This window comes from Rhodococcus sp. ACS1, assembly GCF_002300155.1.
Lineage (GTDB): Bacteria > Actinomycetota > Actinomycetes > Mycobacteriales > Mycobacteriaceae > Rhodococcus_F > Rhodococcus_F koreensis.
The window spans coordinates 67,401-88,459 of sequence record NZ_NSDZ01000008.1; the positions used below are offsets into that span (position 1 = coordinate 67,401).

General features: G+C 63.4%; 12 protein-coding genes and 1 pseudogene. 5 read left to right on the plus strand and 8 right to left on the minus strand.

Going from position 1 to position 21,059, the window contains the following annotated elements; all coding sequences use genetic code 11:
- Positions 1-71 precede the first annotated feature (71 nt).
- The 4 genes from CJ179_RS34675 to CJ179_RS34700 all read right to left on the minus strand — a co-directional run bounded on the left by CJ179_RS34675 (position 72) and on the right by CJ179_RS34700 (position 11,549).
- Positions 72-929 carry a ParA family protein gene (locus CJ179_RS34675; protein ID WP_095864385.1) on the minus strand — a complete coding sequence of 286 codons (858 nt, stop codon included), beginning with the start codon at positions 927-929 and terminating at the stop codon, positions 72-74.
- A 120-nt stretch (positions 930-1,049) separates the two neighbouring features.
- On the minus strand, positions 1,050-2,648 hold the full coding sequence (locus CJ179_RS34680; RefSeq protein WP_257015929.1) for a ParB/RepB/Spo0J family partition protein: 1,599 nt from the start codon (positions 2,646-2,648) through the stop codon (positions 1,050-1,052).
- A gap of 4,499 nt (positions 2,649-7,147) precedes the next feature.
- Complete coding sequence (locus CJ179_RS34690; protein ID WP_005262432.1) at positions 7,148-7,375, minus strand: hypothetical protein; 228 nt, start codon at positions 7,373-7,375, stop codon at positions 7,148-7,150.
- 3,820 nt (positions 7,376-11,195) lie between these two features.
- A complete protein-coding gene (locus CJ179_RS34700; protein WP_095864388.1) occupies positions 11,196-11,549 on the minus strand; it encodes a DUF3500 domain-containing protein in 354 nt (117 codons plus the stop codon).
- 117 nt (positions 11,550-11,666) lie between these two features.
- Here CJ179_RS34700 and CJ179_RS34705 point away from each other — a divergent pair, with 117 nt between their 5' ends.
- Positions 11,667-13,073, plus strand: coding sequence for a DUF2252 domain-containing protein (locus tag CJ179_RS34705; RefSeq protein ID WP_073366952.1), 1,407 nt, complete (start codon positions 11,667-11,669; stop codon positions 13,071-13,073).
- A 487-nt stretch (positions 13,074-13,560) separates the two neighbouring features.
- Positions 13,561-14,148, plus strand: coding sequence for a histone-like nucleoid-structuring protein Lsr2 (locus CJ179_RS34710; protein ID WP_095864791.1), 588 nt, complete (start codon positions 13,561-13,563; stop codon positions 14,146-14,148).
- Between the two features lie 176 nt (positions 14,149-14,324).
- On the opposite strand, the pseudogene CJ179_RS53170 reads toward CJ179_RS34710, so the two are convergent.
- Both CJ179_RS53170 and CJ179_RS34720 read right to left on the minus strand, forming a co-directional pair.
- Positions 14,325-14,536 (minus strand): annotated as a pseudogene (locus CJ179_RS53170) (alpha/beta hydrolase); the annotation flags it as partial.
- A 105-nt stretch (positions 14,537-14,641) separates the two neighbouring features.
- Entirely contained in the window at positions 14,642-15,694 is a 1,053-nt protein-coding gene (locus CJ179_RS34720; RefSeq protein WP_073366950.1) for a 3-keto-5-aminohexanoate cleavage protein, read from the minus strand.
- Between the two features lie 187 nt (positions 15,695-15,881).
- Between CJ179_RS34720 and CJ179_RS34725 the strand changes: the two genes are divergently transcribed.
- From CJ179_RS34725 to CJ179_RS34735, 3 genes are all read left to right on the plus strand, one after another.
- The gene (locus CJ179_RS34725) at positions 15,882-16,886 is read left to right on the plus strand and encodes an AraC family transcriptional regulator (protein WP_095864389.1); all 1,005 of its coding nucleotides are present in this window, start codon (positions 15,882-15,884) and stop codon (positions 16,884-16,886) included.
- A gap of 217 nt (positions 16,887-17,103) precedes the next feature.
- Positions 17,104-17,511 (plus strand): carboxymuconolactone decarboxylase family protein, encoded by a 408-nt coding sequence (locus CJ179_RS34730; protein ID WP_095864390.1) that lies wholly within the window; start codon positions 17,104-17,106, stop codon positions 17,509-17,511.
- 57 nt (positions 17,512-17,568) lie between these two features.
- The gene (locus CJ179_RS34735) at positions 17,569-18,927 is read left to right on the plus strand and encodes an MFS transporter (RefSeq protein ID WP_095864391.1); all 1,359 of its coding nucleotides are present in this window, start codon (positions 17,569-17,571) and stop codon (positions 18,925-18,927) included.
- A gap of 646 nt (positions 18,928-19,573) precedes the next feature.
- Here CJ179_RS34735 and CJ179_RS50835 read toward each other — a convergent pair.
- Both CJ179_RS50835 and CJ179_RS52270 read right to left on the minus strand, forming a co-directional pair.
- Positions 19,574-20,356: an IS630 family transposase gene (locus CJ179_RS50835; RefSeq protein WP_218834862.1), complete on the minus strand. Its 783-nt coding sequence runs from the start codon at positions 20,354-20,356 to the stop codon at positions 19,574-19,576.
- Complete coding sequence (locus tag CJ179_RS52270; RefSeq protein ID WP_095864392.1) at positions 20,245-20,715, minus strand: helix-turn-helix domain-containing protein; 471 nt, start codon at positions 20,713-20,715, stop codon at positions 20,245-20,247. Before CJ179_RS52270 ends, CJ179_RS50835 begins: the two co-directional genes overlap by 112 nt.
- Positions 20,716-21,059 lie beyond the last annotated feature (344 nt).

Genomic DNA, 21,059 nt, shown 5'->3' on the forward strand with positions numbered 1-21,059 from the left:
TGACGGTACTCGTCCCACGCGAAGGCCGCATATGCCGCCCAACATCGTTCACCACAGGTGGCCTCCAGCCCCTACGCGACCACTGCCCGTTGTCCGAACAGACCCAGCTTCTGCATGTGAGTCAGCGCGGCTCGGTAGTCGCTGGTGACCGTCTTTGCCCTGTAACCGTAGATCGGCACCGGAACGTAGTTCGTGTAGGCCTCGTCCACGATGCTCGCGCGGCGAATCGGAGGCGTCACCCGGTCCTCGTACTCACTCAGCAGATCGTCCATCTGCTCACGGTAGACGTCGCCGATCGGCGGCACCGCGCAGGGAACGATAGACAGCAACGGAACATCGACTCGGTAAGTCCGCTTGATCTTCCGCAATTCCTGCTCCAACGCCGGGATGCCCTCGTTCTCCTTACCGGACGGCTTCGTGCACGTGATCAGACCCCACGACCCGTACGGTCCTTCCTCCTCGACCGTTGTCGCGAGAATACCGGCGATCACGAGAACATTCAGAGAGCCGGGGGAGTCGATCAGGGTGACGTCGACCGGATCCGCTTCTTCGAGGGCGTCACGCAGATGGAGCACACCACCGGTCACCGCGGGCAACTCCACGATCAATTTGTCGAGCGTGTCGCGGGCGGCGGGCACAATCGTGAGGTTCGGAATCTCCTCATATACCGGTTGGTCACCTTCGTCGTAGCCCCGAAGCACCCGCGCGGGGCGTTCGACCTCCTTGATGGAAGCGTTGCGCCGCAGAACATCGGCAGCGGTCTTGCCAGAGGCCTCGGGATATCCGAGCCACGTACTCGCGTTTGCCTGACTGTCCATGTCGAGAACTCGGACGCGGTATCCATCCTGGGCGAGCAACGTCGCGGTCGACGTGACCGTCGTGGTCTTGCCGGCACTACCGGACAGGGTTGCTACAGCGTAGGTAGCCACGGGAACTCCTTGTGGTTTGAAGGTTCTGGATTTGGTTGATGTCCACTTCCGGGTGATGCACGGTGCAACACCCGGCGGAGGGAGATACGAACGTCGGTGATGCACCGTGCATCACCGGGATCACTCGGCGACCCGAAGCGCGCGTCGCGCAGCGTCGAGGCGGGCTTCCTCCCAAGCGGTCGGCTTATAGTCGGCTCGCTCAGACAGCAGGTCCAGATACGTGAGGTCCGACGGCCCCCACTCGCGAGATCCATCCGCTGCCGCAAGTTCATAACCTGCGACCGCGCAGGCCCAGGCAATCTCACTGCGGCGCTTCTCGTCGCCGTTCTGAGCGCTCACCCGGAACTCGGTCGCGTCGAGACCCTCCAGCCGCACGTATGCCTGCGCCAACCGCCACCCCTCCGCACTCGTCGCGAGCGCGGAAACGCCATACGCGTACTGGTCGATGAAGTAGGTCACCAACTTCTCCCGCGACGGGACAGTTGCCACGAGCTTTATGCCCGCTTCGCGACGCGCCTTCACTGCGGCCGCCCTCGCTTCCGCCTCTAGCTTCGCGGCATCCTCAACCTCGTCAGAGGGTTTGTCGACCGCATAGTAGACAAGCGTTCCCTGACCCGGATCAATCGCGCCGACGACGTCGGCGCTCGCGAAATCGACATCGGATACGTCGAACAGACGATGCTCATGAAAGCTCGCACCGAACCGCTCGCGGGGATCCACAATTTCGAGACCCGCAGCCAATGCTTGCGCGCGCGAGTTCCGCTCGGTCAACACACGTTCAGCGGCACGCGTAGGGCTCATTCCGCGCTCCGCAATCAGCGTGAACGCCGCGAGTTGCTCGGAACGACGGGCGTCCGTGTCCTGACCTGGTTCCCCCTTCTTCTGCCAGCTTCGAGCAGGACCGTAGGGGAGTGCTCCCGCCAAAGCGGCACCCTCGGCGCTGCGAATCGCGTCCTCCGCGATCGCCGCCTGGACCTCGGGGGCAAGAAGTAGCAGCGACAATCGCCTGGACACGGTCGCCTGATCGACGCCGAGCTTCTCGGCTATGGCGCGCTGCGACAACCCCAACTCGGAATACCGAGCGAACATCTGGGCCTCAGCGATCTCCGAGAGATCCTGGCGTCCGAGATTCTCCAACGTCATGGCGTCGAGGTCGCCGTGATCGTCCATCACTGCGTCATCGATCACCGCCGGAATTGTTGCCAAGCCGGCTGCAATAGCGGCGGCGCGGCGACGGTGCCCGTAGATGACGACATACTCGGCATCGTCACCAATCGCGTGCGCGAGGTCGGGCCGTTTCGCGAGGAATCCCTCCCGGGTTACGAGCAGCCCGGGAACCTTGATTCCGCTCGCCCTCGCACCATTGACCAGTTCATCCCACTTCGGATCACCAGTCTGAGGCTTCGACCTGTCCGGATCGTTGAAGGGGTGTGGGACGGTCTGATGCACCGGCACCTGCACAACAGTCTGACCATCGGCGGCTGCCAGACCTACAAGTGCGGCGGTGATGCCACCCGTATCTCCGTCACCATTAGACTGCGCAGGGACACCGGAGGATGCTGCGGCGGCGAGTTCCTCACTTTCCTCGCCGCCCGCGTATTTGCGAAATCGACTCGCCGTCTTCCTACCTGCCGGTTTACGCGCGGCCGGCTTGCGCTTCACCTCGGCCGGACTGGTCGATGAGCTGGCCACCATTTCGGATGTAACTCCGGCGTTCATCGTCCTCCATTCTCGAAGCATGCTTTGCATGTATTTGAGAAGGAGCGTACTGGGAACGAACTGCCTCCGTTGGTATCTCCTGCGGCGTGTCGCACCTTGGGTGATGCACGGTGCATCACCCAAGGTGCGCGCCTGGTGATGCACCGTGCATCACGGGCCCGTTCACGCTCCGACGAGCATGCCATCAACTCACTACCCAGTAGTCAACGCCACCGGCGCCGGGCGGGGACCCCTGGTGATGCACGGTGCATCACCGGGGAGGATTGCACCGGGTGATGCACGGTGCATCACCAGGGTTGGTTTCACTGCCAAATCAACCCTCAGCGGTCTAACGCTTACGAGTGAGGAACGGGCCATTCACCCCCGGGGTGATGCACCGTGCATCACCGGATGGTTCTCACTCAGAACTACCCAGCTGCGTCGACTGGGGGCCATGCCGTCCGCTCAACTCCTGCGAGTCAATGGCACCGAAACCAAGGTCGATAGTCCGCCGTCCGGTGATGCACGGTGCATCACCCCAGAGGAGCGGGTCCGGTGATGCACGGTGCATCACCGGGGGATCGCGCCGGGTGATGCACCGTGCATCACTCAAGTTGGTTTCACTGCCAGTTCAATCCTGAGCGGTCTAACGCTTACGAGTAAGAGACGGCTATTCAACCCTCGGGGTGATGCACGGTGCATCACCAGAGCGTTCACTCTCAGAACCACCCAACCGCATCGACTGGGGGCTCATGCCTTCACCGGAAACAAGGTGCACAGTCCACCCGTGTGATGCACCGTGCATCACCCGGGGAGTATCGACGTGATGCACCGTGCATCACGGAACCGTTCACACTCGGAACGACCGTGTCATCGACTCACTACCCAACAGTCAACGCCACCAGGTCACCGGGCACGGACCCCTTGGTGATGCACGGTGCATCACCCAAGAGCGGATCTGGTGATGCACGGTGCATCACCAAGGGATGGCTCACGATGGATACTTCATCCGCTTGCTGACTCAGCCTGCACGCCCACGCTCACACACGAAGCGCTCAGCAAACCTTCTTAGCCACTGCTTCAAGCTCCGCGCCGGGAGGCTTATCAATTAGCGGGCGCCGATGCCATTTCGGTGGCCCCTCTACTTCGCCGAAGGCCAAGCTGTCCAGTGGCGATATACGCAGGCGAACTCGACTCGCTCCAGTCGGCAAACACTCAATGCGGGATCCCGGACAAGTAGCAATCTTTGCCTAGTGCCAGGCAAAGGACTACCGCGGCAAAGATCGCGGCTTCATAGCCGGCCAATGCGACTCGGATCATGCGCCGCTCGATCCGTCCAGTCGCGAGTTGGCTGGATCCTGCAGTCATCCGCACCGTGTGCCCCTGCCGGCGAACGTCAGGACCCGTCCGACCGAACTCATGGGTGATGCACGGTGCATCACCCAACAGGTTCAGGCCAGCAACTCACGAACCAAACCCCCGAGGTTCCAGCTCGGCGTCATCGCATCCACGCGACCGCATAGGAGTTGTCGGTTGCCAGTACCCAAAAAGTTGTCGCCGATCATCCGTAGCGACACAGACGACAGACTAGACGAGCCCCGTGAACTGCCGCCGGACACAGACACGGACACGGACACGCGACTCCGCATCCTTGTTGGAATGGCGAGCACGCATCCACGCGGGTTTGACGTCGCACCCGAGGAGCTGATCGATAGCACGCCTTCACTGCTTACGTTCACGCCCGTCGATGTTGGACAGCGGCTCGACGTCCATCCTGCAGTGCCGCTCGCGTCCGAAGCCGACGCCTTCGATCGCGGCAGAGATGGTCAGCTTTCCGACACCAATTTTGCGCCGAGCCTGATGCGACAGTCACTTGACTCAGCAGCTTCGAAGGATGGTGGTCCAGTGGGTTCGTGGGTTCCATCGTGGCTGACAGTGTGTTCGAGTAGGCGGCCCTGTAGCCAGGTACCGCGGATCTATTCGGGGGAGGGGCACCCAGCACTCGCGGTTCTCATCGCGGACGACAAATGCTCTCCGCCGACAGTCATTCGACTCAAGATTCGCGGAACGAGACCCCAGTAGAGGCGGTGCTGTCGATCAGTTCGCATCAGTCACAGGCGCATTCAAATTGCGGTGGGTCATGCGCTTCGTGCATTGCCGGCGTTGTGCTAGCGCTCAATCTGCAATCTTGCTGCGGTCCGTGAATCGTGTCTCACGCGGGAGCCCGGTGGTGTCCCTGTCAAACGAGGTGCCAAACTACTGCTGGTCGGCTAGTAGTCCATGCGCACCCTCGAATACTTGCGGTGAATCGGTTCGTAAACCCGTTACCGCCGAATAGTTTCGACGTCGGTCCGACTGCGGACACACAGGCACGGTTCACCCACCCCTCGTCAGGATCAGCGGCGAACCGATCCCGATCGCCGTGCTTCCTTGCGCGTAACACTTCATCTCAGCTTCGAGGGAGCGGGCAAACGAAACTGCGGCTCACTCGCGTTCTTTGCTTGCAGTCAAAGGCTATGCGACAGACGGAAAACGACGCTGGTGTCCGGAGCGCACGGACAGTCAACCTGTCCTGCCGATGGCAATTAGTGGCGGTGCTACACGCGAGGGTCGCGGACGCGGTCAGACAACGTCCTGAGGTCTAGGAAATCAGGTGGGGTCGTTGCCTTTCTGCATTCCACTCGTAGCCGGGATTGATCCTTGGACCGGCCACGCGCATTGCGGTGGCAAACGACGATGCTGCGAATCACCGAGGGACGTCTGACCTCCGCGCGTCACCTGCGCCAAACTGGTTTGCCGCATCGGCCGTGTTCAGATCTGTGCCCCACCCTTTCGTGGATCGTGCATCGCCGCGAATGCCTGCCTACACCTCTGACGATGCCCTGGGGACGCCGCCAGCTGATCTCGGCGACTGAGACGCGCATCGCGGTCGGCAATGCGCTGACGGGCCTCCTGGGCCGCTTTTTGGGCCATCTCTGAGGGTGAGGGGCGCGTCCAATCGATCTGCTTCATCCGCCAACGTAGGTATCCGACTGGGTTCTCGATGTGCTGTGGCCACACCCAGCCTCTCTGCTGGGTGTCACGCGTGAGCTCAGCGGCGATGTCACGTCCGGACCAGCGACTTTCGTCAACGCCAGTACTCGCGAGAACCTCGCAAACTGACCCGATATGCGCAGTTGAAGCGAAAACGGGTGAATGAAAAAGCAGGTCGGCGGCAGTGCGTTGCAGCTCAATCGGTCGCGGGTGCCGCCCCGGGATCCCTGCATTTTTTGGTTGCTCGCCTGCGCGCGTTCGCGCGCGCTTTGGTGATAACTCTCTAACAAGAGATAACAACTTAAATCCCCTAGAAGGGGATAGGGGGCCACGAGCGACCAATTGGGGATAAGTCGAGCGAGGACGAACGTTGGAGCGACGAACCTTCTTAGCTACCTTCTTAGTCGCCCGCCCTACCGCGATGACCACGGACTTCGGCGACATCAGTGCCCAGACAGACGCCGCGCGACGTTGAATCCGCCCGTGATGAGATTCAGCAGCGTGCGCTTCGTCACCGCTCAGGTACCTCCCTCGCACCATCTCTCGGGCGACGGAAAGAGTTCGAAGTGCCCTCCTTGCGCGTTTCACCACTGACACGCTGACTCCGCTGCGATGGGCGATCGTGTCTCTCGAGGCGCATACGCGCCGGCCCGTCGACCGCTCTGCGAACGAGGCCATCGTCACAGCCACTGCGAACACGAACTCTGTGCTGACATTGAACCGTCGGCAAACCTCGCTTCCGGTCCGGGAGTTCAGCACTTTACGGACCTGAACTTGCCAAGCAGCCCTCCCGGTCCATGCCGGCGTAGAGGCCTGTCGGCCAGGATCAACGGGTAGCGACCAGGAACGACCCCGCTGCTCGCTCTCCGCGTTGAGCTGCTCGACACGATTGACGCGGTCAACAGCTGCGGCGACGAAAGCGTCCCATTCGGGGTCTTCGGTCGAGGAAACGCCCTCACCGGGGTTAATGGGAACAGGGTTGGAGGAAAAAACGGCCGCAATTGCGGCGGAATTGGGGTGCATGACGCGCCTTTCACGCGCCCTTAACCAGGTTGTTGCCGTGAGTCGCTGGCATCACCAGCAGGACATGGCTTACCCTGACAAGAGCGCACGGTATCGACACGACTGCTCGCGGGACTGCCAATCACAGGAGCGGTCGTGTTGGAACGGCCAAATATGGGCGGTGGGTCTCATCCGAAAACGGTGGGACCCACCGACGTTTTCACTACTGGAAGCGACACCTCCTCACGGCATGCGTGAACGCCAGCAGAGCCGGCGACATGAGGTCTGCGTCTACGGAATTGTCACGTTGACGCTGAGATGAGAGGCCGCGTACACCACTATCACGTCGTGTCGCGCGCGCACGACGAATCGAACGCTCTATACTCATAGAAGGCAGACCTCCTCCCTTGCGTGGCGGTTTGTACGACGAGCGGAACCCCCGGAGCTGGCGAGCGAAGGGGGGTTTCGCCTTTTTTGGGCTCTGTTCAGCCCGTCATCGGCAACTCTTCCTGTCTGGCTTGCGCCGGAATCGCTGGCTCGTTCTCGAGAGCCAGCTGAACAAGCGCGATCATTCGATCGGTGATTGTCTTGACACGACCATCGTCAACCGGTGCGAGAATCCGGTCGGCGATCTCCGCGGGGAACTCAACCCCGATATGGCGAACGGCGACGTCGCGGGCTGGGCGCCCGCCCCGACTTTTCCGAGTTGTCATGCCTTAAATCCTGCTCTTTGGGTTTAACTAAACCGCGCAGCGACACGCCGAGTTAAATAAAACTCGAGATTGACGCACAGAGGCCTCTTTCGGACACAAATCTGGGTCCGAATCGTATGCGAACGGCACCCCGCGATGGGCCGATATATTTGATCAAATAGTGCGTGAACTCCATAGGCAATCACACCACCCCAGAAACGTCACGTGATGAATCAAATCTGTGTGATACCGAGAGTCACACTGCCCCACGGTGTCCGGAAGCCGGGCCACAGACAGCCACCACGACCGTCGGCGTGCCACGGAACTCAGCCCAAATTGAGAATCGGCCATCCCGGCGACGTCATACTTTCAGCGCCACGAGAAAATGGTGGCAGGTCTCGCTCAATTGATGGCGTGCAAACGCCCCCGACGCTTCCACGTCGTCACCGAACCCGAACTCCCGTCGAAACCACAAATGAACGCTCTACCTCAGAACTTCCCATGTGGAGATGCCGCGAATATGCCATTCATCCGGCGAAAGAATCAGATCTTCCACGCCAAAGTTTCCTCGTGTGAAAATGGGCGCCGCACCGCAGTAGGCGCATCGACGTGCGGGGGACTCCGAAAAGACCGACCGGGTGCTCGCACGGTTCGACAGATCGCCGGCAGTGTCGTCCGCGCCGGCGTGCAGTATCGGCCGCACCTCGGTACTGCAGCAGCGGCGCATCCAAGTGCCGGCGCTGTTCAAATCGCCCGCAAACGATGGTGCTGGGCGGATGCGTGATTCCGCATGTCGTGAACAGACGAGGGAATGTCGTGCCACAAATACGTCAGTTCGACAGACTTGGTGAACAGAATCGCTGAATGCCACCGACTGGACCGGGCACAGCACCTCTGTTCACCTCTGAGCGTGCCGCGATCGATGTGCATATCGATGAATGCCGCGCGGGGGACGCAGACTGGTCTGCCGCTAGCGAACCGTATTTAGCTCGGCGGCTCTGTGAAGGGCAGCATCTGGTAGCCGAACGAGACGGAATATTGGGATGCCCCGCGAGAGCGAATTCGTGTCGCCGAACCGCATCGGCTCGCAACGCTCAACGTTGCAGTGCGCGCGACACCCTGGCGGGCATCCAACGCCGCACTGCTGTGGAGTCTTCCGTGACGGTCGTCGGGAACTGATACCAACCACCGGATTCGGCAACGACCTCTCTGGCGTACCGGTCGCGGTCGACCTTGAACGGCGTCGATCTCGGTTGCGGCGTCGACGAACGAGCAATTCCTGCGCCGCGCGGAAGCTGACAAGTGCGGCCTTCGCGACGCCATGTCATCGGTTGGAACTGGGTGGGTCGGATCGTCGAGGTTAGAAGTGTGGTGGCTTCACGGCTGAAGCGGAGGGGAGCGGTCGTGATCCAATTTGCGGATCCTTGAAGTCGCAGGAGTCGACGGACCTACGTCGCTCCGCTTGTTGGGGGTGTGCTTCCGGATGGAGTGAGTAGCAGCGGGGTAGTGATGGGAGAGTGTCGGGCCGTGTCGCCAGACGGGCGCGTCGAACGGTGATGGCTTCACGTGATGCACGGTGCATCACGTTGAAGTTGGTGATGCACGGTGCATCACCGGAGGCGGACGTCCGGTTAGGGGTGTTGGAAGGCGCTTAGCAACCGGCGTGATTCTTGAGCCGGCTGGTGGGGATGCTCGCGCGTGATGCACGGTGCATCACGTTGAAGTTGGTGATGCACGGTGCATCACCGGAGGCGGACGTCCGGTTAGGGGTGTTGGAAGGCGCTTAGCAACCAGCGTGATTCTTGAGCCGGCTGGTGGGGATGCTCGCGCGTGATGCACGGTGCATCACGTTGAAGTTGGTGATGCACGGTGCATCACCGGGGGCGGACGTCCGGTTAGGGGTGTTGGAAGGCGCTTAGCAACCAGCGTGATTCTTGAGCCGGCTGGTGGGGATGCTCGCGCGACGCGACACGCATCCGTCATTCGACTGCTCGCGAGAGGTACCTCAATGCCGTTGCAGCGTGGCTTGCATTGAAAACGCAACGGGCAGACATCGCTATTGCTTGCCTGTTCGCCTAGAATCCCGCCGTGACGCGCGAAGCTTAGCTCTCCGATAGGAGATGAGCGGGAGATCGCCCGGCTTCCCCGAACCGCGCGGCGCATCTGCGTCGACGGTCTTGACGTTCGCGCTATTCCACCCACTCAAGCGCAGTGCTGCGAATTTCGACCGGACGCATCGGTCTCCAACTCTTCAGGCTCGCCTGTCCGGCGACGTGGACTTCTTCACGGAAGGGTGCAGAACCGCCCACCTTAGCGCGGATGTCGACGGGCGCTTGGGCCAGATCGGGCCGGGTCTTCGCGGCGATTTGCACCGGATCTCGCGGGCTTCACATTGCTGTCCGGTGGCCCTCCGGCCCGAGAAGTTGGATCCACGGGCATCTCTTGCGACGGATCTTCTCCTCTCCGCGAACGAAGTTGGTGTGATTGCACGGATGGCGCCAGACGGACATTTCGGCAGCGCGGTCTGGTTTGAGATCCGCAGCGTGCTGACAATATGCACGGTGCCTAACGTGGCACCGCTTTCTGCTTTGGCCCACGCGCGGAAGATTCTTGGGGGCGGCAGTGCGGGCGCCTTGCGGAGGAGAGCTTTTCGAACCGGAGCGAGTCGCATCGCGTAGAGGGCGATCGGATCTGGGTGATGCACGGTGCATCACCCAGAACGTCTTCATACGCCGTGCATCAACAAACATGAAGTGCATTGCGATATCGGTTGATGGCAAGACGGAGTCGTGGTCATTGTCGGAGCAAGCGCTTGAGGCTGCGACAGAATGACGGCTGGTCCATTCTGTCGCGATGGGTCGGATACCCCGGCTTCTCATCGAGCCCGTAGTCGAGTCTGGCAGGCGCTGCGTGCTGGCTTCCGGGCAATCCTAGTCGGAGTGAGTCACCCGCAAACGGTCCTGTCAAACTGTCTGAGGTAGCAAAATGGTTGCTCCCCTTAGTATTTCGTCGATTTCCGAAGCGCACATCAATAGCTCGGTGAGCTGTGGGATCGGATGCCCCGACGGGAAATCGCGCCGGTCAAACAACCCGATAGCTAATGCGCGAAACCCCGCCGGAGCTGGCGTACGGCGGGGCCGCTACACCAGCGGTCGAACGTGGCTGCAAAGTGTGAATTGCACTCAGCTGCTGTGTGTTTAGCTGGCCGAGTGGACACCGGCAACCCGCAGATCGGATCAGCCGGTGCAGAACAGATCGTATGATGCCGAACGCCTACGCCCCAAAACAGTGGCGTACAACACATCACTTTCTTTTCCTCGTGTATCAGATGGGCGCGACCCACCGGCGCACATCGTCACTTTTCGCTGCGCGTGCAGTTCTAGAAACGTTTCGGGGTACATCGTGGCGCCGCGTTGTGCTGTCGGTCAAGGCAGCGATGACATGCCGATGGCCGCTGATCCAGCCGCCGTGACGGGCGCCCTCTGTCTGGTTGTGGCGGTTGCGAATCTGACCAGAGTTTCCAGCTTCATCGCCGACGACGGGACCCGCAAGGCCTCCCGCGCGGCCCGCACCCACCACGAAAAGACGCCACGATCTGGCGATCTACCCCTGCGCCCACCGAGGCCAGGACGGTGACGTCGAGGGCTTTCACATCGGGCACCGGCCAGAGGGGTTGGGCCGCGGAAACATCGACCGGGACACGCTCGCCGAGAATCAGCGGACAGCGCTTTTCGAAGGCAGTCCGCGGACGGGGGTGCGCAGTGACACTGATACAACGCCAAGGGATCACCGTCGGCCATCGAAATCGCTTGTTCCATTTACTGATACGGAGAATGGAGATTCATGCGACAGTACTTCCCGCCCGCTGCGGCATGCGGACAGGTCCCCAGCTCGAGGTCGTAACGCCCTCGATGTCGGCACCGGCTGATCCTTGCTGACTTGCGATTTCGACGTAGACGTGGGGCCCGGAGGTCTGGAAGTAGGTGCCGTCCCCCCGAGTCATGTCGTATTCGATTGCCCCGGAACAATTGTTGTACGTCTCATCGATGGTCGCCTCGATTTCCGCGAGCGTCTGGGAGGTGGTTTCTTCGTCGGCTGGTCCCACCCATTTCGAGATGACGTCGAGAAGAAGTTGTTTCTCGGCTGGCGACCGTTCGCCGCGAGTGTTAGGTATCCGTCGATATGCTGCACGCATCCTTACTGCTCACAGCGAAGAGACGGTGATCGAGTTGTCTGATGCGCAACGTGGCCAACCCGGACAAGCTGCACGCTGTGGTGGCCGGCCCATCCTCGACGTCGGCGCGCAGTAACCGTGGACGCGCACATCGTGTTGCCAACCATCGACGGGCAGTCGTTCGCGTCGTTGCGCCGCCGGGCCACGCCGAGGGCGGAGCGGTACGCGCTCGGCAAACGCCTGCGCAAGCAGGCACCGCGGTCCGCGCTCGGCGAGTGGCGCGCACCGGACGATCGCCCCGACGTGGTGGATCAGATCGGTGTGTCGCACCAGGGTCGGGTGGAATCGCTCATACCGGTCAGGGTGGGGCGGATGGCGGCCTCGCCGTACGGTTTTCTGCGCGGCACCGCGATCGTGATGGCCCAGGACCTCGCCGGGCTGCCGGCGACCGGAATCCGGCCGGTGATCTGCGGGGACGCGCATCTGGGCAACTTCGGGTTCTACGCCTCGCCGGAGCGCGACCTGGTGCTGGATCTGAACGACTTCGACGAGGCGCATCCCGGCGGCTGGGAATGGGACCTGCGGCGCTTGACCGCGAGCATCTGGGTGGCGGGCCGGCAGAACTCGGCGACCGAGGGGCAGTGCGAGAGTGCAGTGCAGTCCTGCGTCGCCACCTATCGCGAGCATGTGCGCTGGCTCGCGGAACAACCATTGCTGGCGCGCTCGTTCGAGCGACTCGACCTCGACCGGCTGCACGCGACGGCGTCGGACGAGTCGCTGCGCCACGAGATCACCCGCGCCGCGGAGCGGGCTCGGCGCCGTGTCAGCGACCGGGCGCTGCCCCGGTTCACCGAGCAGGGCGAAACCGGCCGGCGCATTGTGGAGGAGCCGCCGCTGATCACCCGGGTGTCCGAGGCGGAGGCCGAGCATCTCGCCGCCGGGCTCGACGAATACCTCACCACGCTGCCGAGCCACTGGGCACGGCTGCTCAGTGGCTACACCGTCGTTGACGTCGCGCACAAAGTGGTCGGCGTGGGAAGCGTCGGACTGCGTGCCTACGTCGTGCTGTGCGAAGGGAGCAGTGCCGACGACGTGGTGTTCCTGCAGCTCAAGCAGGCGCGTCGATCCGTCGTGGCGCGCTTCGTACACGGCGAGTCCGCCTGGCACGATCACCAGGGCCGGCGTGTGGTCGAGTACCAGCAGGCCCTGCAGACCGTCAGCGATCCGTTGCTCGGCTGGACCACGGTGGAGGGCCGGCAGTACTACGTGCGGCAGTTCCGGAACATGAAGGGAGCGGTCCCGATCGACAACCTCAGCGCGGCAGCGCTGACCGACTACGCCGGCATCTGCGGGCGCCTGCTTGCGAAGGGCCACGCGCGGACCAGTGGTGCGTCGATGATCGGCGGCTACGTCGGAAAGTCGGACACGCTCGACGTCGCACTGAGCCGGTTCGCGCACGCCTACGCGGATCAGACCGAACGCGACCACGCCACTTTGGTCGACGCGGTGAAGCGAGGGAAGTTGCCGTGTGAGCCGCCGACGTGAATCGGTGTGTATTTGTCGTCCGGCTTCGCGGCGGCCACACGTCACTGCTCTTCGCGTACCCAACCGTCGCCGCTACCTGGGGCAGCTCCTTGGCGTCGTAGAGCCGTTGAACGGGTTCGATCTGGTCCACCGCCGCCCCGACGGCCGGTCGACGAGGGCGTCACGATCGGCGTGAGCCGCCACGGTCCGATCGAAGTTGTCTCCGAGCCATCGGCGTACGCGGCACGGGAATCACCGGCCTCGTGACAGCATCCCGTGGGCCCGGTGGCAGAGTAGCGGCGGCCTGCGCCGTCACATGCGGAGAAAACGGGGAAACTTCCGGCATTGGGAACGCCCACCGCCGATGGACGGTGTGTGCTGATGATTAAGCGCCCCTGCCTGGGGTACGGCTTAAGCACCCCCGCCGGGAACGGTTCCAAGACGTATCTCGTCGCCCGCCGACGCCGAGGTGCGCGGGGGGGCAACTCGGGAACTGTGGGTGAGGGCGATGAAAACCAGAGGTCAATTGGTGGTGGCCGTCGGGACGGGTTATCTGCTGAGGGGCTGGACTGCGAAGCTCGCCCGTTCCCCGGAGATCGCCAAGCTCGGTGAGACGATCCGGGGAGAATTGATGAATGCCGCGAAAGCCGCGACGGTCACCGCGGTCAACTCGCGTATCGATTCGCTGAACAGCCGGCTCCAGTCGAGCGGTGAGAAACAGGTCTGGGACATGAGCGAGGCGACCGGCACCAAGCGAGGGTCGGGCCAGATCCGCGACAGCGACGTCGTCGAGGCGGAAGAGAGCGAGGAAGAGCCCCCCGGGGGTTACGAGTCCGCAGATGGCGAACAGGAGTGGGAAGACGGAGCGCTACCCGAGGACGATGGACAGGAGCAAGCCGAGGAGACGGACGAGAGCGAAGAGGCCGAGCGGCCCGCACAGGAAGAACAGCCGAGGCGCCGCCCCCGCACCCGACGGACCCGGGGCGCAAGCACGGCCAAGGAAATCCGCGAATGGGCCGTCCATGAAGGTTACGAGATCTCCGCGCGCGGCCGCATACCCGCGGACATCGAGCAAGCTTTCCGCGACGCTCACTGATAACCGGGTGGTGTTCGACTGTCCAGGCTCGTGAGACCAGTGCCGGATTGGTCATCTGGTGCAATACCGGGCGTGCTAGTTGACATAAGGCAGTCATTATCGTCACGTCGATAATGACTGCCTAACAAGATATATGGTACATACTCCGGTCTCCGGCCTGCTCGTGGTGTTCGCAGGTGCACGGCGATCAGGACACCGGCGCTGTGCGCCACCAGGACCACCGGCCCCTCGGCCTGGGCGAAGAGCGCTTCGAGGGCGGCGATCCGGGCCGCCACGCTCAGCTTGTCGTGCTCGAGCGGCGGAACGACGCGCACCCGGTCGAGTCGATCGGCGAGAGAGTCTGCCAGTGCTCGGCGACGTGGTAACGCAGGCCGGGCACGATGACCACCGTCGGTTAGCCGTTGCTGTTCATTGCGCTACCAAAGATGTTCTCTCACAGAATGACCGGCGGGCCCGACGTTCACGCGAACCCCGACCTCGGTCAGCGGTTAGGTCAGGCGTGCCGGGTGAAGCCGACCTGACCGGTCTTGCGGTTCGGCGCGAAGCCCAGCTTGGCGAGGGTCTCGTCCGCGTCACGGTAGGTTTCGCCGATCCGGTAGATCTCACGGGCCTCCTTGCCGGTGGCCACCTCGCGGCCGAGTTCGCCGGCGATCCGGACCAGCTGCTGGATCTGCTGGACCGAGGTGAATTTCTCGCCCTTGCGTCCCCAGATGGTGTCTTCATTGCCGCAGCGAGTGTGCAGGCCCATCGCGATCGCCATCGCGTTGACCGGCAACACGCTCCGCATCAGCGTCTCGAGCGTCAGGCACCCACCGTCCGGGACCCGCTGGATGAAGTTCATGATGTTGTACGGGTTCGGGCCGTCGAAGCCGCCGCCGATGCCGACCCACGTCAGGTTCAGTGGGCCGGTGTAGACCCCGCGCCGGATCAGCCGTTCCACGGTCTCGAGCTGGGGGATGCTCGACAGCTGGAAGTGCGGCTGAATTCCGGCCGCCTGCAGCCGGCGCAGGTGCTCCTCGACCCACGTCGGGCCGGCGGGCACTGTCATCTCCCGGTAGGTCTCCATGAGCTCCGGACGCGCGAGCGACGTGCCGGCGATGTCGTCGGCGGTCATCAACTCCATGATGTTCATCTGCGAGGTGTTGATCGCGATCGTCACCTGGTCGGGTGCGGGATCGAGGTCAGCGAGCATGTGCCGGGTATCGTCGGACAGCCACTTCGCATCGGCGCCTTCGCCTTCGGGTGCGAAGGAGATCGATCCGCCGACCTGCAGGATCATCTCCGGCACCGCCTGGCGCAGCCCGGCGAGGAGCTCGTTGAACTTCGAGAGCCGCTTGGATCCCTTGCCGTCGAGTTCGCGCACGTGGATGTGCAGGACGGTGGCGCCGGCCTCGTAGCAGTCCACCGCCTTCTGGACGTGCTCGTCCATCGTCAGCGGCAGGTCCTCGCGGAAGTCGTCCGGCTCCCACTCCGGGCCGTACGGAGCGGCGGTGATGACCACCTTCTCCTGGTTCTCGGGGAAGAGCGCGTCGTCGTGGAAATGCATCGTGAGACTCCGTTTCTCGGTGGGGCAACGAATGCGAGGAAGGGGCAGAAGGCCTGTCGCGCTGCTCTTCTGTGACTTAGCTAACACGACCGTAGTCAGGAGGCCCTCAACACACTTACCCTTGCGGGACATATTTATTAACCCTTAGGGACATCCCGGCCTCGCAGCGGGCCGGAGAGGAATCACGGTGTCGAAGCCCCTCGCGCGTTACGCCGCACTGACCGGATACGTCGAGCTGGGACGCTCGCTGTCGATCGACCCGGTCCAGCTGCTGCGCAGCGTCGGCCTCGACCCGGCGGGCCTCGAGATCCAGGACCGCTGGGTGCCGGCCGCCGCCGTTGCACGCCTCCTCGAACTCTCGGCCGCCGCGTCCGGTCGCCAGGACTTCGCTCTCAGGCTCGCCGAACGTCGGCGCCTGTCGACCCTCGGCCCGCTGAGCGTAAGCATCCGCGAGGAACCGGATGCCCGCAGCGCGCTGCGGATGCTGATCCGCTACCAGCACACGTACAACGAATCCCTACGCATCCGGGTAACCGAACGCGACGGTCTCTCCGCCATCGCGCTCCACGTCGAACCCGGCGAACCGATGCCCGTTCGCCAGTCCGTCGAACTCGCCACCGCCGTGACCCACCAACTGCTGCATTACCTTCTCGGGGACCGATGGCAGCCCGTGTCGGTGTGTTTCGAACACGGACGACCCGACGACGACAGCACCCACCGCCGCATCTTCGACGCACCCCTGACCTTCGGCGGCGACTACTCCGGGATCGTCACCTACACAAGCGATCTTGATCAGGTGAACCGACTCTCCGATCCGCTGCTGCGCAACTACACACAGCCGTTTCTCGATGGCCTGGCGGCGCCGGAGGAGCCCACCCTCACGATCCGGGTCCGTGAACTCGTCGAACTCCTGCTGCCGACCGGCCGCTGCTCCGTCGAGCAGGTAGCCCGCAGCCTCGGTGTGGACCGGCGCACGGTACACCGACACCTGGCCAAGTCGAACCTGACGTTCACCGGGGTCGTCGACGCGACCCGCGCCGAACTCGCCGGCCGCATGGTGACGGGCCGACGCCACACGTTCACCGAGATCTCCGAGATGCTGGCGTTCTCCGCACCCAGTAGCTTCTCCCGCTGGTTCCATCAGCAGTTCGGCATGAGCCCGCGCGAATGGCGCAAGCGCTCGGAGGGCTGACCGACCGCCCGGGCCGGTGTGTGAACGAACGGTTCAAGGCCGCCGAGAACCTGAACGGTCCGTTCACGTGGACGGCTGTCCCGAAATGTACAGAATGATGTCCCCGAGGGTTAACTACCCGGAGCGCGCCGGAGCTAACGTGATGCACACCACATCCGCTGTGAAAGACAGCCTGCATCACGCCCCAATTGCCCCTCCTCTGTGAAACGAGTGCCGCGTGCCGACGAATCCCGACACGATCCCCACGCCGACCCTCGACGCCATGCGTCGCGACGGCAACTGGAACCCCCTGTGGAACACCCTGTCCGACTGGGATCCGGAGTGGACCGAGCAATTCATGGCGATGAACGCCACCCCGGCCCGACGCGGGGTCTTCACTCCCGAATTCGTCGAACTCCTCAGCATCGCGATCGACGCCGCCGCCACCCACATGTACGCACCCGGCGTGCGACGGCACATCCGGATGGCCCTCGAACTCGGTGTCTCCCGCGAGGAGATCCTCACCGTTCTGCAGATGGTCAGCGTCCTGGGTATCCATGCCTGCAACCTCGGCGTCCCCATCCTCGAAGAGGAACTCGACGCTCACGAACGTCGCCAGATCGCCGCGCTGCGCACCGCGCCCTGATCCCCGACGTCCGCACCCTCACCCCCCACTTCGGTCCAGTAGCCCCCAGGAGCCCCCATGGGACTGTCCACCACCACCGATCAGCCGGCCGAACCCGCCGTCGACCCCCAGTTCACCGGAACCGCCGCCGAGCGACCCGCGACCCGCCGCCGGATCTATCCGTGGCTCGTGTTCGCGCTCACCTTCGGTTTGCTGCTGTCCGACTACATGTCCCGCCAGGTGCTCAGCGCAGTCTTCCCGTTCCTGAAAGCCGAATGGGCCCTGTCCGATTCCCAGCTGGCCTCGCTCACGAGCATCGTCGCACTGATGGTCGGCCTGCTCACCTTCCCGCTGTCACTGCTCGCCGACCGGTGGGGCCGGGTGCGGTCGCTGATCCTGATGGCGGTGCTCTGGAGCATCGCCACCCTGTTCTGCGCGGTGGCGGCCAACTACGAGCAGCTGCTCGCCGCCCGCTTTCTCGTCGGGGTCGGCGAGGCCGCCTACGGCAGCGTCGGTATCGCGGTGATGCTCAGCGTCTTCGCGCCCCGCGTCCACTCCACTCTCAGCGGTGCGTTCATGGCCGGCGGCTCATTCGGTTCGGTCGTCGGCGTCTCACTCGGCGGAGTCATCGCTGTGCACCTGAGCTGGCGGTGGTCGTTCGCGGCGATGGCGGTGCTCGGCCTGATCCTCGTCGCCATGTTCCGGGCCGTGGTCACCGAACGCCGACTGGCCGCGCACGCGGTCGACCAGGACGCCGCGCCGGCCGCTCGCCCCGACAGCCGCCCGATCCGGGTCCCGGTCTCGACGCTGTTCACCAACCCTGCCGTCTGGTGCGCGTACCTCGGCGGCGGACTGCAGATTTTCACCTCCGCCGTGCTACTCGCCTGGACCCCCAGCTTCTTCAACCGCTACTACGGCATGGCTCCGGACAAGGCCGGCGTGATCGCCTCGGTCTTCGTGCTGCTGATCGGCACCGGCATGGTGGTGTGCGGCATGATCACCGACCGCGTCAGCCGCCGCAACCCGGCCGGGAAGTGGTCCAGCGCCATCGCGTTCTGCGTCATCTCGCTGGCCGCCCTCGGCATCGGACTGCAATTGGAGACCGGTGCGGCGCAGTTGACCCTGATCGGCATCGGCGCCTTCTTCTCCGCCGGCTCCTCCGGTCCCACCGCGGCGATGGTGGCCAGCCTGACGCACCAGTCGGTGCGGGCCTCCGCCCTCGGCAGCCTCACCGTCGCCAACAACATCCTGGGACTGGCCACCGGACCGTTCGTCATCGGCATCCTCGCGGACCATCGCGGCCTGCTCGGTGCACTGCAACTGGCCCCGCTGGTGTACCTGCCGGCGATCGTGGCACTGTTCGTCGGCAGGCGGATGTACGCGGCCGGCCTCGCGAAGCTCGCGGCACAGAGTGCCGCCGCAGCAGCCAAGGCCTGATCCGCGGCCGCCCCGGACGGCACCTGGTACACCGCCAAGCCCAAACAGATCACGCTGCTCGAGACCTGGGGCGGGACATGCCGGTGATCCCGAGCACCGAACCCCCACACGGGCGATCTCCCAGGTGCACATCACCGCGGATCGCCGGGTCGCGGACCTGACCTCGAACGCGGCCGCCCAGTTCGCCGTTCACCGCTGAAGCTTCACCGAGACCAGGCCCTGTGCTGTGCAGAAGTCGTTGATGGTTCGATCGCTAGTGGCAAGCAAAGTCATTTTGATTCATAGCATTGAACTGCAAGTGCTTTCGTAAGTTCCGCCATAGTCCACATGTGTTTTGGCCTACGGCGACAACGTCTTCGCCGGCTTTCTGCCGCTTTTACGGTGCGCGACACCAAAATGGGTGAGCACCGTTCAGTCGCTCGGTGGTTGGCGAGCGCGTCTCGCGCGGCCCCAGGTGGCAGGGGAGAGCGGGCGGAATTTCATCACATTTCATCACGGTGACGTAAGTGCCGAGGCGGGACCGGTTGTCTATTTTCTTCGCTGGTAGCCGGATGGTGCCGCGGAAATGGCATGGTCATGAATCGTGCGCTGAACAGTTCGCGCGATGGCGGTGGCCACAAGGGAGGCAACTAGTAGACCGTCGCGGCTAAGTTTTGGGATACAGGTGGCGGAGTTTGATGCGGGCGTCGTCGGTGGTGAAGTGCCACTGGACCTGGCGTTGATCGGCATTGGTCTGCCGTTGCCAGGCGGCGAGTTCGGCGTTGAGGGTCTCGAGGTCCTCGATGCGCCGGCCCAGACACTGACGGGTCAGCACAGAGAGTTCGATCTCGGCGATGTTGAGCCACGAGCCGTGCTTGGGGGTGTGGTGAATCTCGAGCCTCTGTGCGAGCGCGAACGCCTCGGCCGGCTCGAAGGCCTCGTAGAGCGATCCGATGCCGTGAGTGTTGAGGTTGTCCATCACCAGCACCACCGTCTCCGCGTCCGGGTAGTCCACGCACAGTAGCTCTTTGACCTGCCGAGCCCAGTCGACTTTGGTGCGCCGGGGCTGGGCATCGGCACGCCGCCATCCGGCCAGAGGCTCGACCCAGCAGAAGATCGAACAGGTCCCGTGCCGCACGTACTCGGAGTCTTCCTTCAGGTCGCGCCCCGGGCCTGCAGGGATCGGGTCACGCACGTGAGCGAGGAGCTGGTAGGGCTTCTCGTCCATACACACCACCGGGCGAGAGGGATCGTGGGGGCGGGCGTAGACCGACAGGACATCTTCCATCCGAGCCGCGAACTCCGCGTTCGCTTTTGGTGGGATGGTCCAGCACTTCTTCAGGTGAGGACGAAGTTTCGTTTTTTTAAGATCCGGCCGATGGTCGAGTGGTCCAGGTCGGGGATGTCGTCGACCAAGGCGACGTGTTTCTCCAGCAGTCGCAGCGACCACCGGGCATGTCCCGCCGGGGGTTGCGTGCACGCCAACGCAATCAACCTGGCCTCGATCTCGCCGGTGATCTGCGACGGGACCGGCGGGAGGTCACGCTGCTTGCGCCCGATCGTGGCCTCCACGTCCTGACTGGTTTCAGCGAACCGCTTGGCCACCAGCCGCACCGTCTCACCCGAGACCCCCAACCGTGCTGCGATCACCTTCTTCTCATCGACCTCCCCGACCGAGGTGTCCAGCGCCAGCAACACCCGGGCCCGTCGGATCATCGAGGCCGGATGCACCCCGGTGGTGGTCAATCGTTCCAAGAACTCACGATCGGCCGAGCTCAACGTCACCGGACGCTTCTTCTGCGAAGGCATGACAACAGTCCTGACCGGCAGAGGGGAAGGTGAAGTCTGCCGCCCCCAACCTAAACGAAACAGGGCAGAGCTAAGAAGCGACACGCTACTAGCTATCGCCGCTACGCTAGCTAGCGGCGAAATTGTGTTGCGTGGGTAGTCCAAGACGAGTTTGTCGCGTCAATATCGACTACCCGGAAGTCGGTTTCGCGTCGAAGGAGGCTGAGGTGGAACCAGTCGATGACTTTGACGGAGATCTTGTTCAGCGGTAAGGGCGAGAGCATCAGCTACGCGATCGACGGTGTCGACTACGCGATCGATCTCGAGGATGGGCGCGCCACCGAGTTTCGCGACACCCTCGACCA